The sequence below is a fragment of the Nocardioides secundeburneus genome, from assembly GCF_039939255.1.
Lineage (GTDB): Bacteria > Actinomycetota > Actinomycetes > Propionibacteriales > Nocardioidaceae > Nocardioides.
Genome location: NZ_JBDUUE010000006.1, coordinates 487008 through 500283, shown reverse-complemented (window position 1 = coordinate 500283; position 13276 = coordinate 487008). Strand labels below are relative to the sequence as shown.

Annotated in this window: 15 protein-coding genes; all 15 read left to right on the top strand. The window is 71.9% G+C overall.

What is annotated here, in order from left to right; genetic code table 11:
* Window positions 1–91: 91 nt before the first annotated feature.
* The 15 genes from rho to atpA all read left to right on the top strand — a co-directional run bounded on the left by rho (window position 92) and on the right by atpA (window position 13271).
* On the top strand, window positions 92–1942 hold the full coding sequence (gene rho / locus ABFT23_RS18750) for a transcription termination factor Rho (protein WP_347897929.1): 1851 nt from the start codon (window positions 92–94) through the stop codon (window positions 1940–1942).
* A 1-nt stretch (window position 1943) separates the two neighbouring features.
* Window positions 1944–2312: a response regulator transcription factor gene (locus ABFT23_RS18745; protein ID WP_347897927.1), complete on the top strand. Its 369-nt coding sequence runs from the start codon at window positions 1944–1946 to the stop codon at window positions 2310–2312.
* Between the two features lie 121 nt (window positions 2313–2433).
* Entirely contained in the window at window positions 2434–4020 is a 1587-nt protein-coding gene (locus ABFT23_RS18740; protein ID WP_347897925.1) for a sensor histidine kinase, read from the top strand.
* Window positions 4021–4105: 85 nt separating this feature from the next.
* Window positions 4106–4330: a 50S ribosomal protein L31 gene (gene rpmE / locus ABFT23_RS18735; protein WP_347897923.1), complete on the top strand. Its 225-nt coding sequence runs from the start codon at window positions 4106–4108 to the stop codon at window positions 4328–4330.
* 78 nt (window positions 4331–4408) lie between these two features.
* A complete protein-coding gene (prfA, locus tag ABFT23_RS18730) occupies window positions 4409–5482 on the top strand; it encodes a peptide chain release factor 1 (RefSeq protein ID WP_347897921.1) in 1074 nt (357 codons plus the stop codon).
* A complete protein-coding gene (gene prmC / locus ABFT23_RS18725) occupies window positions 5479–6330 on the top strand; it encodes a peptide chain release factor N(5)-glutamine methyltransferase (RefSeq protein WP_347897919.1) in 852 nt (283 codons plus the stop codon). The genes prfA and prmC overlap by 4 nt, the downstream gene beginning before the upstream one ends.
* 5 nt (window positions 6331–6335) lie before the next feature.
* Window positions 6336–6995 (top strand): L-threonylcarbamoyladenylate synthase, encoded by a 660-nt coding sequence (locus ABFT23_RS18720; protein WP_347897917.1) that lies wholly within the window; start codon window positions 6336–6338, stop codon window positions 6993–6995.
* Window positions 6988–8178, top strand: coding sequence for a glycosyltransferase family 4 protein (locus ABFT23_RS18715; RefSeq protein ID WP_347897915.1), 1191 nt, complete (start codon window positions 6988–6990; stop codon window positions 8176–8178). Before ABFT23_RS18720 ends, ABFT23_RS18715 begins: the two co-directional genes overlap by 8 nt.
* A 114-nt stretch (window positions 8179–8292) precedes the next feature.
* Window positions 8293–8772 carry a hypothetical protein gene (locus ABFT23_RS18710; protein WP_347897914.1) on the top strand — a complete coding sequence of 160 codons (480 nt, stop codon included), beginning with the start codon at window positions 8293–8295 and terminating at the stop codon, window positions 8770–8772.
* Window positions 8773–8802: 30 nt separating this feature from the next.
* Window positions 8803–9036, top strand: coding sequence for an AtpZ/AtpI family protein (locus tag ABFT23_RS18705; RefSeq protein ID WP_347897912.1), 234 nt, complete (start codon window positions 8803–8805; stop codon window positions 9034–9036).
* A 22-nt stretch (window positions 9037–9058) separates the two neighbouring features.
* Complete coding sequence (atpB, locus tag ABFT23_RS18700) at window positions 9059–9874, top strand: F0F1 ATP synthase subunit A (RefSeq protein WP_347897910.1); 816 nt, start codon at window positions 9059–9061, stop codon at window positions 9872–9874.
* Window positions 9875–9951: 77 nt separating this feature from the next.
* Window positions 9952–10155, top strand: coding sequence for an ATP synthase F0 subunit C (gene atpE / locus ABFT23_RS18695; protein ID WP_300402666.1), 204 nt, complete (start codon window positions 9952–9954; stop codon window positions 10153–10155).
* Between the two features lie 35 nt (window positions 10156–10190).
* Complete coding sequence (locus ABFT23_RS18690) at window positions 10191–10751, top strand: F0F1 ATP synthase subunit B (protein ID WP_347897908.1); 561 nt, start codon at window positions 10191–10193, stop codon at window positions 10749–10751.
* A 14-nt stretch (window positions 10752–10765) separates the two neighbouring features.
* Window positions 10766–11572 carry a F0F1 ATP synthase subunit delta gene (locus tag ABFT23_RS18685; RefSeq protein ID WP_347897906.1) on the top strand — a complete coding sequence of 269 codons (807 nt, stop codon included), beginning with the start codon at window positions 10766–10768 and terminating at the stop codon, window positions 11570–11572.
* A gap of 64 nt (window positions 11573–11636) precedes the next feature.
* A complete protein-coding gene (gene atpA, locus ABFT23_RS18680; protein WP_347897904.1) occupies window positions 11637–13271 on the top strand; it encodes a F0F1 ATP synthase subunit alpha in 1635 nt (544 codons plus the stop codon).
* Window positions 13272–13276: the final 5 nt, after the last annotated feature.

Here is a 13276-nt window from a genome sequence, read left to right as displayed (position 1 = left end):
TCCGCCCGTGGTCCCCACGCGGTGCACCTCTCCCGACCCGGCTCTCTGCGGCCGCGTCGACGCCCGACTCGACTCGTCCCAAGGACCCCACGTGACGGAGACCCCCGCAGCCGAGAAGGCGCCGCGCAAGCGCCCCGCCGGCCTCAACGGCATGCTGCTCGCCGACCTCAAGGCGATGGCCCAGGGCATCGGCATCGAGGGCGCCGGCTCGATGAAGAAGGCCCAGCTCGTCGACGCCATCAAGGGCGTGCAGGCGGCGCACGCCGCCTCGACGGCGAAGAAGGCCGAGCAGCAGCCCGCCCCACCCGAGCAGCCCGCGCTCGACCTGCCCTCCGAGGCGCCGGCCGAGGCCCCGCAGCGGTCGAGGAGCCGGGCCAAGGCCGAGAAGCCTGCCGAGAAGCCGGCCGAGAAGCCGGCCGCCGAGGAACCGCCCGTCGAGAAGGCGGAGAAGGCGCCGCAGCGGGACCCTGAGCGCGAGTCGCAGCAGGACGGCCAGCAGGACGCTCAACAGGACGCCCAGCAGGACGCCCAGCAGGACGGTCAGCAGGACGGTGAGCCGCGCACCGGGCGCAACCGCCGACGACGCGGCCGCGACCGCAACCGGCAGAACCAGGACGACCAGGGCGGCCAGGGCGGCCAGGGCGGCCAGCAGGGGAGTCAGCAGGGCAACCAGGGCAACCAGGGCAACCAGGGCAACCAGCAGGCCAAGCAGGGCGGCCAGAACCAGGGCGGCAACCAGCACCAGGGCGGTCAGCAGCGCCAGGGCAACCGCCACGAGCCCGACACCACGATCCTCGAGGACGACGTCGTCGTGCCCGCCGCGGGCATCCTCGACGTCCTCGACAACTACGCGTTCGTGCGCACCGGTGGCTACCTGCCGGGTTCCGACGACGTCTACCTGTCGTTGTCGATGGTGCGCCGCTTCGGTCTGCGCCGCGGCGACGCGATCACCGGTCAGGTGCGGCACCCGCGCGAGGGCGAGCGCCGCGAGAAGTTCAACCCGATGGTGCGCATCGACAGCGTCAACGGCCAGGACCCCGACACCGTGCGCACCCGCGCCGAGTTCGACAACCTGGTGCCGCTGCACCCGTCGGAGCGACTGCGCCTCGAGACCGGCACGATTGACGTCGCGGGCCGCGTGGTCGACCTGACCGCGCCGCTGGGCAAGGGCCAGCGCGCGCTCGTGGTCGCCCCGCCCGACGCCGGCAAGACCATGCTCCTGCAGTCGCTGGCGGCGTCGCTCTCGGCCAACCACCCCGAGTGCCACCTCATGGTCGTGCTCGTCGACGGGCGTCCGGAGGAGGTCACCGACTTCCAGCGCTCGGTCAAGGGCGAGGTCATCGCCTCGACGTTCGACCGTCCGGCCGCCGACCACACCACGATGGCCGAGCTCGCCATCGAGCGCGCCAAGCGACTCGTCGAGCTTGGGCACGACGTCGTCGTGCTGCTCGACGGGCTCACCCGGCTCGGCCGCGCCTACGCCATGTCGACGCCGGCGTCGGGCCGCGTGCTGCCGAGCGGTGTCGACGCGGCCGCGCTCTTCCCGCCGAAGCGGTTCTTCGGTGCCGCGCGCACGATCGAGAACGGCGGGTCGCTGACGATCGTCGCGACCGCCACCGTCGAGACCGGCTCGGCGATGGACGAGTCGATCCTCGAGGAGTTCCAGGGCACGGCCAACGCAGTCGTGCGCCTGCGGCACGACCTCGCCGAACAGCGCCTGTTCCCCGCCGTCGACCCCGCCGCGTCGGGCACCCGGCGCGAGGACCTCCTGCTCGGCGAGAGCGAGGCGGCCGCGGTAGCCCGGCTCCGGCGGTCGTCGTCGGCCGGCGGGACGCCGACCCTGGCGGCGCTGCTCGACAAGGTGCGCCGCAGCCACACCAACGCCGAGCTGCTCAGCCGGCTGCAGAAGTCGGCCGCGGCGTCGGCCCGACGGGAGGCGTGACATGGCGAGGATCGTGGTGGCCGACGACGACGTCGACATCCGGGAGCTGGTCGAGTTCAAGCTCTCGACGATGGGGCACGAGATCGTCGCGGTCGGCGACGGCGGGGCCGCCATCGAGGCGTGCCGGGCGCAGCGTCCCGACCTGTGCGTGCTCGACGTCATGATGCCCGGCGTCTCCGGTCTCGATGCGATCCGGGTGATCCGGGCCGACCCCGACCTGCGCGACCTGCCCGTCATCCTGCTCACCGCCCGGGCCCAGGAGTCCGACGTCTCGACCGGCTTCGACTCCGGCGCCGACGAGTACATCACCAAGCCCTTCAGCCCGCGCGAGCTCGCTGCGCGGGTCGAGGCACTGCTCCAACGCGGCTGACGGCTGCCCGTCCGTCTCGGCGTCCTGGGCGAACGGCCGCCTCACCCGGCCCGCGCGTCTACGATTGGCGCGCCGGGCGCCGTTGGGGAGCGCTCGCCAGGGCGAAAGGCGCGTGGCGGTCGTGGTGCAACGCAGCGTCCCCGGTCGGCCGGTCGCCCGCCTGCTGTCGCCGGCCGTGTGGCAGCCGGCGGCACTCGCCGTCGCCGCGGCGGTGGTGTGCGTGCTCGGGGTGCTGCTCGCCGACCACGCCCTCCACCCGCTCTCCGACGAGGTCGAGCCCGCCCTCGGGGCCCACGACCGCTACACCGCCGCGACGGCCGCCATGGCCGCGGCCGCCGACGACTGGGCCCTCACCGGCGAGCCGTCGGCGCAGAGCGGCTACGCCGAGACCGACGCGATGCGCTTGGCGGCCGAGCTCGAGCTCGCCGACATCGTCGACGGCGACGCCGTGCTCGAGGTCACGGTCTCGGCCGAGCGGGCGGCGGTCGAGGCCTGGGTGCGCGGCTACGCCGCACCGACCATCGCCGCGCCGCCCGGTGCGCCCGACCCCGAACGCGCCGCCGTCGGCCGCGAGCTGGCCGCCGAGGTGCAGGGTGCCGAGCGTCGCACCGGCGCCGAGCTGGCCCAGCACCTCGCCGACGCACGCGACGCGGCCTCGCTCCGCCTCCGGCTCACCGCTCTCGCGGCCCTGCTCGTGCTCGTCGCGGCGCTCCTGCTCGTGGCGCGCACCCGGTCGCGGCTGGCGCGCGACGTCGCCGAGCCGCTGGCCGAGCTCGAGCAGGTCGTGCAGCGCATGCTGAGGAACGACCCGGAGGGACGAGCCGGAGCGCTGCGCGGCCCCCAGGAGGTCCGCTCGATCGCCCGCGCGCTCAACGACCTCGCCGACGCCGGCCTGCGCGCCCGCGCGGTCGAGGGCCGCATCCAGGACGAGCTGCACGTGCTCGACAGCGCCAAGGACGACTTCGTCTCCAACGTCTCGCACGAGCTCCGCACGCCGCTGACCACGATCAGCGGCTACCTCGAGATGGTCGCCGACGAGTTCGAGGGTCGCCTCGAGCCGCGCCACGCCCGCATGCTCGAGGCCACCCGGCGCAACGTCGTCCGGCTGCGGGCCCTCATCGACGACCTCCTGGCGCTGTCGCGGGCCGAGACCCGACCCTCCGAGCTCGAGCCGTCCGACGTGACCGCGATGGTCACCGACGCCGTCACCGACGTGCGCATGACGGCGGCGCGACGCGGGATCGCGGTCGACGTCGAAGCCCCCGACGAGGCGCTGCTCGTCGTCTGCGACCGGGCGATGCTCTACCGGGCGTTCCTCAACGTGCTCACCAACGCGGTGAAGTTCAGCCACGACGACGGCACCGTGGAGGTCACCGTCAAGCGGGTGCTGAACCGGGTCGAGGTCGCCGTCCGCGACCACGGCATCGGCATCCCGCGGGCCGAGCTCGACCGGCTCGGCACGCGGTTCTTCCGGGCCTCCAACGCGATGACCAACGAGATCGCCGGTACGGGACTCGGCCTGCGCATCGTGCAGACCATCATCGACAAGCACGCCGGCGACGTCGTCCTCGAGTCGGCCGAGGGCGTCGGCACCACCGTCTACGTCCGTCTGCGCCTGCACGGCGAACGAGCCGCACGCACGCGCACGAGCGACGACACCGGCGCCGACACCGCCCGTCCGGGCCTGCGGCACCCCTCGGAATTGTGAGAGGCCCCGCGGGGTTCACTACGATGTACCGGTTCCGGTTCACGCTGCGCGCCGTGCGGCGACCCGGGACGAATGAGAGGACACCATGAAGAAGGACACGCACCCCGACTACGTCGCCACCGAGGTCACCTGCACCTGCGGCGCGACGTTCACCACCCGCAGCACCGCGACCTCCGGCCGGATCCACGCCGACGTCTGCTCGCAGTGCCACCCGTTCTACACCGGCAAGCAGAAGATCCTCGACACCGGCGGCCGCGTCGCCCGCTTCGAGGCCCGGTACAAGAAGAAGGCTGCGGCCGACTCCAAGTAGCGCCTCCACGAGCGCCGGTTCCCGTCCGCGGGGCCGGCGCTCGTGCTGTTTCCAACCGCTGCCAGCTGAGGAGTCGTCATGTTCGAGGCCGTCGAGAGCCTGCTCGTCGAGCACCGTGAGCTCGAGGGACGCCTCGCCGCGCCCGAGACCCACGCCGACGCCCGGCTGGCCAAGAAGCTCAACCGGCGCTACGCCGAGCTGAGCGGGATCATCAACGCCTGGCGCGACTGGTCGACGCTCGGTGACGACCTCGGGGCCGCGCGCGAGCTCGCCTCGGAGGACCCCACCTTCGCCGAGGAGGCCGAGTCGATCGCGGCCCGCCTGCCCGAGGCCGAGGAGCGGCTGCGGCGCCTGCTGGTGCCGCGTGACCCGGCCGACGACAACGACACGATCCTGGAGATCAAGTCGGGCGAGGGCGGCGAGGAGTCGGCCCTGTTCGCCGGCGATCTGCTGCGCATGTACTCGCGGTTCGCCGAGCGCGCCGGCTGGTCGGTCGAGGTCATCGACGCCGCCGAGTCCGACCTCGGCGGGTTCAAGTCGGTCACCGTGGCCGTCAAGGCCAAGGGCACGCCCGAGCCCGGCACGGCGCCGTTCGGCCTGCTCAAGTTCGAGGGCGGCGTCCACCGGGTGCAGCGGGTGCCGGTCACCGAGTCGCAGGGGCGCGTGCACACCAGCGCCGCCGGCGTCCTGGTGCTGCCCGAGGCGGAGCAGGTCGACGTCGAGATCCACGACTCCGACCTGCGCATCGACGTCTACCGCAGCAGCGGGCCGGGCGGTCAGAGCGTCAACACGACCGACTCGGCCGTGCGCATCACCCACGTGCCGACCGGCATCGTGGCGAGCTGCCAGAACGAGAAGAGCCAGCTGCAGAACAAGGAGCAGGCGATGCGCATCCTCCGGGCCCGGTTGCTGGCCGTGGCGCAGGAGGAGGCCGACGCCGCCGCCGGCGAGGCCCGCCGCAGCCAGGTCCGCACCGTCGACCGCTCCGAGCGCATCCGCACCTACAACTTCCCCGAGAACCGCATCTCCGACCACCGCACCGGCTACAAGGCCTACAACCTCGACCAGGTGCTCGACGGCGACCTCCGCCCGGTGCTCGACTCCTGCAACGAGGCCGACCTCGCCGACCGGCTCGCCGCGCTCGAGCAGTGAGGCCGCGTTCGCTCCTGGGGGCCGCCGCGGCACGTCTCGAGGCCGCCGGCGTCGCCAGCCCCGAGCACGACGCCGCCGTGCTGCTCGCGCACGTGCTCGACGTCCCCCGCTCGCGGCTGGTGCTGGTCGAGGAGGTCGGCGAGCGCGAGATCGCTGCCTACGACGCCCTGCTGACCCGCCGGGCCGCGCGTGAGCCGTTGCAGCACCTCACCGGCGTGGCGGGCTTCCGGTTCGTCGAGCTCGCCGTCGGGCCCGGGGTCTTCGTGCCCCGCCCCGAGACCGAGCTGCTCGCCGGCTGGGCGGTCGAGGCCGCCGTCGGGCTCGAGCGGCCGGTCGTCGTCGACCTCTGCACCGGCTCGGGCGCGATCGCCAAGGCCGTGGCCCACGAGGTCCCGCACGCCGAGGTGCACGCCGTCGAGCTCGACGAGGGCGCGCTGGCGTGGGCCCAGCGCAACCTCTCCGGCACCGGCGTCGACCTGCGGGCCGGCTCGATGGACGACGCCTTCGACGACCTCGCCGGCTCGGTCGACGTCGTCGTGTGCAACCCGCCGTACATCCCGCTCGAGGCCTGGGAGTCCGTGGCCGCCGAGGCGCGCGACCACGACCCCCACCTCGCGCTGTTCTCCGGCGACGACGGCCTCGACGCCATGCGGGTGCTCGAGCGCCGGGCCCGGCTGCTGCTGCGCCGCGGCGGCGTCGTCGGCGCCGAGCACGCCGACGTGCAGGGCGAGTCCGCACCAGGGGTGTTCCTCGCCGCGGGCGGGTGGGCCGACGTCCGCGACCACCACGACCTGGCCGGACGACCGCGCTACCTGACGGCGCGGCTGAGCACGGGGCTGGCAGGATGACCCAGGTGAGCTCCGAGCGTTTCCCGACGTCGACCGACGACGAGCGCGAGGCGGCCATCGAGGCCGCGACCCTCGCCGTCCAGCGCGGCAACCTCGTCGTGCTGCCCACCGACACCGTCTACGGCATCGCCGCCGACGCCTTCGACGCCGACGCCGTCGCCGACCTGCTCGACGCCAAGGGCCGTGGCCGGGAGATGCCGCCGCCGGTGCTGGTCAGCAGCGCCACGACGCTCGACGCCCTCGCCCGCGAGGTGCCGGCCTTCGCCCGCGCGCTCGTCGAGGAGTTCTGGCCGGGGCCGCTCACGCTCGTGTGCCAGCAACAGGGCTCGTTGATGTGGGACCTCGGCGACACCCGCGGCACGGTCGCGGTCCGGATGCCCGACCACGACCTGACCCGCGAGATCCTCGAGCGCACCGGTCCGCTCGCCGTCAGCTCGGCCAACCTCACCGGCATGCCCGCGGCCACCGACGCCGACCAGGCCGAGGAGATGCTCGGCGACAAGGTCGCGGTGATCGTCGACGCCGGCGAGTCGCCGGTGGGGGAGGCCTCGACCATCGTCGACGTCACCACCGCGCAGGGCCGGGTGCTGCGGCACGGCGCGCTCAGCCTCGAGCAGCTCAACGAGGTCCTCGAGCCCCTGGGGGCGACCCTCACCGATGCGTGAGTACCTCGTCGTCTTCCTCGTCGCGGGAGCGATCACCTACCTGCTCACGGTCGTCGCCCGCGAGATCGCCGTCCGCACCCGGGCCTACGCGGCCGTGCGCGACCGTGACGTGCACGAGACGCCGACGCCCTACCTGGGCGGCATCGCGATGCTCGGCGGCCTCGTGGCCGCCTACGTCGTGGCCCAGCAGCTGCCGTTCCTGTCGACGTCGCTGAGCGCCTCGTTCACCTTCGAGGACGTCCGCGGCGTCATCGCGGCCGGCGCGCTCATCTGCGGCGTCGGGGTGCTCGACGACATCTTCGACCTCGACGCGCTCACGAAGTTCGGCGGCCAGGTGCTCGCCGTCGGCCTGCTGGTGCTCTCGGGCATCCAGTTCCGGTTCTTCTACACCCCGGGCGGCGGCCAGTTCGCTCTCGACGAGAGTCAAGGCGCGATCCTGACGGCGCTCATCGTCATCACGACCGTCAACGCGGTGAACTTCGTCGACGGACTCGACGGCCTCGCCGCCGGCGTCGTCGGCATCAGCGCGGCGGCGTTCTTCGTCTACTGCTACATGCTCTCCGACCTCAACGGCGTCACGCTCGCGACCACCGGGGCGCTGCTCTCGGCGGCCCTGGCCGGGGTGTGCACCGGCTTCTTGATCCACAACTTCCACCCCGCCCGGATCTTCATGGGCGACAGCGGGTCGATGCTCATCGGCCTGATGCTCTCGGCGACCGCCATCACGGTGACCACCCAGTTCTCCGACGAGGACATCGCCATGGGGGCCGAGGGGGCCCGGGCCAGCCTGCTGCCGATGCTGCTGCCGGTGGCCCTGCCGATCCTGATCCTCATCGTGCCGCTCATCGACCTGATCCTGGCCATCATCCGCCGCACCCGGGCGGGGCAGTCGCCGTTCGCGCCCGACAAGCTGCACCTGCACCACCGGCTGCTCGAGATCGGGCACAGCCACCGCCGTGCCGTCCTGATCCTGTGGATGTGGGCCGGATCGATCGCCGCGTCGACGGTGCTGGTGAGCCTGGTCAGCGACGCGTGGAGCCTGCTGGTCGTGGGCGGTCTGGCGGTCGTCGCGCTGCTGCTGACCTTCCTGCTGCCGCGTCTGCACGGGCCCGGCATCAGCCCGCCGCTCGACGCCCCGGCCCCCGAGCCGAGCCTCGACGTGGGGGCCACCGAGACTTTGTGATAGCATTCACAAGCACCTGAACGACACCTGAAGAGCACCCGTTCAGGGCACGCGCACCGCCCCCGACCGCCTCCGATCGATGCCCCCGTCGACCAGACAGAACGGCCGCCGACGATGACGACCGAGACCACCGCCCCGAGCAGGACGGCCCGCCCCTACGGCGTGGCCATGCTCGGCGTGGCCGTGTCCGCCGGCGCCGTCGCGGGCGTGGTCGTCGCCGTCCTCGGCGTCGTGCTCGGCGGGTCGACCGGGCTCGTCGGAGCGCTGGCCGGGGCTGCCGTCACGGTGCTGGTGCTGGCCACGGGGTTCGCCGTCGTCGACCTCGTCGCGGGGCTGATGCCGGCGGCCTCGCTGATCGTCGCCATGCTCACCTACACGCTGCAGGTCGCGGCACTGGCGCTCCTGCTCGGCGCACTCCGGGCCGCCGACGACATCGAGAGCTCGCTGAGTCCGTCCTGGTTCGGTGCCGGCGTCATCGCCGTGGCACTGGCCTGGACGGTGTGTCTGGTGAGGCACGCGATGCGCGCCCGGATCCCGGCCTACGACCTGCCCGAGCCCGTCGGCGTCGGTTCGGCGGAGGGGAGTGAACGATGAGCACGCACGACTGCTATCGTCCGGACCGCGATGAGCCGGTCCGACGACACTCCGCAGACCTCGCCGGAGGTCTCGTCCGGTGGCGACCCGTGGGCGGTCTTCGGCTACCTGGTGGCCGGGGTGCTGCTCTACGGCGGCGCGGGGTGGCTGCTCGACCGGTGGTGGGGCACCAGCTTCATGGTCGTGGTCGGCATCCTGTTCGGCGCCGGCCTGGCGATCTACATGACCTTCGCGCGCTTCCGGGCGCCAGCGGACAAGAACTGAGCGACGAGATGGGGAAGACCAGATGAGTGGCGAGCTTCGCGCCGAGGAGTTCCAGGCACCGGGCCCGGCCGACTTCAACCTGCCCCCGGTCGGTGGCGACTTCGGGTCGTTCCACCTCTTCGGCCAGGAGTGGGTGCTCGGCGTCACCAAGCCCATGATCCAGGTGGTGCTGGCCGCCGTCCTCGTCTTCGGGCTGTTCTACCTCGCCTCGCGCAAGCGCGCGATGGTGCCGGGCAAGCTGCAGTACATCGGCGAGCAGGGCTACGGCTTCGTGCGCAACTCGATCGGCCGCGACATCATCGGCAGCCACGACTTCCAGCGGTTCGTGCCCTACCTGTTCACGCTGTTCTTCTTCGTGCTGTTCAACAACTTCTTCGCCACGATCCCGTTCCTGCAGTTCCCGACCTTCTCGCGCGCCGGCATGGTCTACGGCCTGGCCGCGCTGACCTGGGTCATCTACAACGGTGTCGGCATCCGCAAGCACGGCCTCGTCGGCTACCTCAAGCTGCAGTGCCTGCCGAGCGGCGTCACGGGCCCGATCCTGGTGCTCATCGTGCCGCTGGAGTTCTTCTCCAACCTCCTCGTGCGACCGGTCACGCTGGCACTGCGTCTGTTCTGCAACATGTTCGCCGGCCACCTGCTCCTCATCCTGTTCGCCCTCGGCGGCGAGCACCTGATCGTCGAGCTGGGCGGGGCCTACATCGGCGTCGGCCTGCTCGCCTGGGTGCTGTTCATCGCCGTGGCGTTCCTCGAGGTCCTGATCCAGTTCCTGCAGGCCTACGTCTTCGTCCTGCTGACTGCCATGTACATCGCCGGCGCCCTCGCCGACGAGCACTGATCCACCTGCCCCACCTGCTGGACCCGCACCACCCCCTGACCCGCATTTGAAGTAGCACCAACCGAAAGGAAATCGCCGTGGACGGCAACCTCAACATGATCGGTTACGGCCTGGCCGCCATCGGCCCGGGTATCGGCATCGGTCTGATCTTCGCCGCCTACATCAGCGGTGTCGCTCGCCAGCCGGAGGCCCAGAGCCGCCTGCAGTCGATCGCCATCCTGGGCTTCGCGCTCGCCGAGGCGCTCGCGATCATCGGTATCGCCCTCGCGTTCGTCCTCTAGCAGCCGGCTCCGCGTAGGACCTGGAAGGACCTGTCATGCAGTCACTGATCGCGCCCGCCGTGACGCGCGCAGCCGGTGAGGGCGAGCTGAACCCGCTGCTGCCCCACCTCGCCGAGATCGTCCTGTCCCTGGTCGTCTTCGGACTGCTCTTCCTCGCCGTCAAGAAGTTCGTCTACCCGAACTTCGAGGCGACGTTCAACGAGCGCACGAAGGCGATCGAGGGCGGCCTCGCCGCGGCCGAGACCAAGCAGGCCGAGGCCGACGCCAAGCTCGCCGAGCTCGAGCAGCAGCTGGCCGACGCTCGTCACGAGGCCGCGCGCATCCGTGAGGAGGCGCGCGAGCAGGGCGCGGTGATCGTCGCCGAGATGCGGGAGCAGGCCCAGGCCGAGGCCTCGCGGATCGTCGAGCACGGCAAGGCCCAGATCGAGGCCGAGCGCCAGCAGGCGGTCACCTCGCTCCGGACCGAGGTCGGCACGCTCGCCACCACCCTCGCCGGCCGCATCGTGGGCGAGAGCCTCGATGACGACGAGCGCCAGAGCCGGGTCGTCGAGCGTTTCCTCGCCGACCTCGAGGCCGGCACGCCGGCCCAGAACTGAGAAGAGGAAGACCGATGGACCTGCGCGGAGCCTCAGCCGAGGCGCTCGCCACGCTCACCGCCGAGCTGGACACCCAGCTCGGCGTCGGTGACGCGGCCCGAGTGGCCGACGACCTCTTCTCGGTGGCGACCACCCTGCGCGCCGAGGGCGCGCTGCGGCGCTTCGCCACCGACGGCGCCGTCCCGGCCGAGGCCAAGCAGGGCCTGGTCGGCGAGGTCTTCGGCGGCAAGGTCGCCGAGGGCTCGCTCGCGGTGCTCAAGGCCGCGGTCTCGCGGCGCTGGACCGCGACCCGCGACCTGGCCGACGTCCTCGAGCACCTCAGCGTCGTCGCCCTGGTCAAGGCCACCGGCTCCGACTCCGGTCGGCTCGCCGACGAGCTGTTCGCCTGGTCCCAGACGGTCAAGGACAACACCGAGCTGCGCGACGCTTTGTCCGACCCCGCCCGCAGCACCGACGACAAGGCCGCGCTGGTCGGGCAGCTGCTCGACGGCAAGGCCCTGCCGTCGACCATCACGCTCGGCAAGCAGGCGCTCTCGGGCAGCTACCGCACGGTCTCGGCCGCGCTGGCTGCCTACCAGAAGACCGCCGCCGAGGTGCACGGCGAGGGCGTGGCCACCGTGCGCAGTGCCCGGGCCCTCACCGACGCCGAGACCCAGCGTCTCGCCGCGGTGCTCTCGAGCCAGTACGGCCGCTCGGTGCACCTCAACGTGCTGGTCGACCCCACGCTGCTCGGCGGCATCCGGGTCGAGATCGGTGACGACGTCATCGACGGCACCGTCTCGAGCCGGCTCGACGACGCCCGCCGCAAGATCGCCGGCTGACACCCACCCCCAGACCTGACGACGTACGACGTACGCGACACGACAGAGTAGAGAGAAGGAAACGATGACGGAGCTCTCGATCCGTCCGGACGAGATCCGGGACGCGCTGCAGAAGTACGTCGCCGACTACCAGCCCGACGCCGCCTCCAAGGAGGAGGTCGGCACGGTCGCCCAGACCGCCGACGGCATCGCGCGCGTCAGCGGCCTGCCGTCGTGCATGGCCAACGAGCTGCTGGAGTTCGAGGACGGCACCCTGGGCCTCGCGCTCAACCTCGACACCCGCGAGATCGGCGTCGTCGTCCTGGGCGACTTCGACAAGATCGAGGAGGGCCAGACGGTCCGCCGCACCGGCGAGATCCTCTCGGTCCCCGTGGGCGACGGCTTCATGGGCCGCGTCGTCAACCCGCTCGGTGCCCCGATCGACGGCCTCGGCGACATCGAGTCGTCCGAGCGTCGCGCGCTCGAGCTCCAGGCGCCCGGCGTCATGCAGCGCAAGTCGGTGCACGAGCCGCTCGCCACGGGCATCAAGGCCATCGACGCGATGACCCCCGTCGGCCGTGGCCAGCGCCAGCTCATCATCGGCGACCGCGCCACCGGCAAGTCGACGATCGCGATCGACACGATCATCAACCAGAAGCAGAACTGGGAGTCGGGCGACCCGACCAAGCAGGTCCGCTGCATCTACGTCGCCATCGGTCAGAAGGGCTCGACGATCGCCGCCGTCCGCGGTGCTCTCGAGGAGGCCGGCGCGCTGGAGTACACCACGATCGTCGCCGCCCCGGCGTCCGACAGCGCCGGCTTCAAGTACCTCGCCCCCTACACCGGCTCGGCCATCGGCCAGCACTGGATGTACGACGGCAAGCACGTCCTCATCGTCTTCGACGACCTCACCAAGCAGGCCGAGGCCTACCGCGCCGTGTCGCTGTTGCTGCGCCGTCCGCCGGGCCGCGAGGCGTACCCGGGCGACGTGTTCTACCTGCACAGCCGGCTGCTCGAGCGCTGCGCCAAGCTGTCCGACGAGCTCGGCGCGGGCTCGATGACCGGCCTGCCGATCATCGAGACCAAGGCCAACGACGTCTCGGCGTTCATCCCGACCAACGTCATCTCGATCACCGACGGCCAGATCTTCTTGCAGTCCGACCTGTTCGCGGCCAACCAGCGCCCGGCCATCGACGTCGGCGTCTCGGTCTCGCGCGTGGGCGGCTCGGCCATGACCAAGGCGATGAAGGCCGTCACCGGCTCGCTCAAGGTCGACCTCGCGCAGTTCCGCGCGATGGAGGCCTTCGCCATGTTCGCCTCCGACCTCGACGCCGCCTCGCGCCAGCAGCTCGACCGCGGCCAGCGCCTGATGGCCCTGCTCAAGCAGCCGGCCTACTCGCCCTACCCGCTCGAGGAGATGACGGTCTCCCTGTGGGTCGGCACCACCGGTCGTCTCGACAAGGTGCCGGTCGGCGACGTCCTGCGCTTCGAGCAGGAGTTCCTCGACTACCTGCGTCGCTCGCACGACGGCCTGCTCTCGGCCATCCGCGAGACGGCGAAGTTCGAGGACGAGGCCGGCCTCGAGGCTGCCTACGAGTCCTTCCTCGACCAGTTCGAGACCTCCGACGGCGGCTCGATCAAGGCTGGTACCGAGAGCGCCGAGGCGCTCGAGGACGAGGACCTCGAGCAGGAGACCATCGTCAAGCAGAAGCGAGGCTGAGCTCA

What these genes read in the sequence shown, in the direction of transcription:
- ABFT23_RS18745 (WP_347897927.1), top strand. Translation starts at nt 1,944, where the DNA reads ATGGCGAGGATCGTGGTGGCCGACGACGACGTCGACATCCGGGAGCTG.
- rpmE (WP_347897923.1), top strand. Translation starts at nt 4,106, where the DNA reads ATGAAGAAGGACACGCACCCCGACTACGTCGCCACCGAGGTCACCTGC.
- prfA (WP_347897921.1), top strand. Translation starts at nt 4,409, where the DNA reads ATGTTCGAGGCCGTCGAGAGCCTGCTCGTCGAGCACCGTGAGCTCGAG.
- ABFT23_RS18715 (WP_347897915.1), top strand. Translation starts at nt 6,988, where the DNA reads ATGCGTGAGTACCTCGTCGTCTTCCTCGTCGCGGGAGCGATCACCTAC.
- ABFT23_RS18710 (WP_347897914.1), top strand. Translation starts at nt 8,293, where the DNA reads ATGACGACCGAGACCACCGCCCCGAGCAGGACGGCCCGCCCCTACGGC.
- ABFT23_RS18705 (WP_347897912.1), top strand. Translation starts at nt 8,803, where the DNA reads ATGAGCCGGTCCGACGACACTCCGCAGACCTCGCCGGAGGTCTCGTCC.
- atpB (WP_347897910.1), top strand. Translation starts at nt 9,059, where the DNA reads ATGAGTGGCGAGCTTCGCGCCGAGGAGTTCCAGGCACCGGGCCCGGCC.
- ABFT23_RS18690 (WP_347897908.1), top strand. Translation starts at nt 10,191, where the DNA reads ATGCAGTCACTGATCGCGCCCGCCGTGACGCGCGCAGCCGGTGAGGGC.
- ABFT23_RS18685 (WP_347897906.1), top strand. Translation starts at nt 10,766, where the DNA reads ATGGACCTGCGCGGAGCCTCAGCCGAGGCGCTCGCCACGCTCACCGCC.
- atpA (WP_347897904.1), top strand. Translation starts at nt 11,637, where the DNA reads ATGACGGAGCTCTCGATCCGTCCGGACGAGATCCGGGACGCGCTGCAG.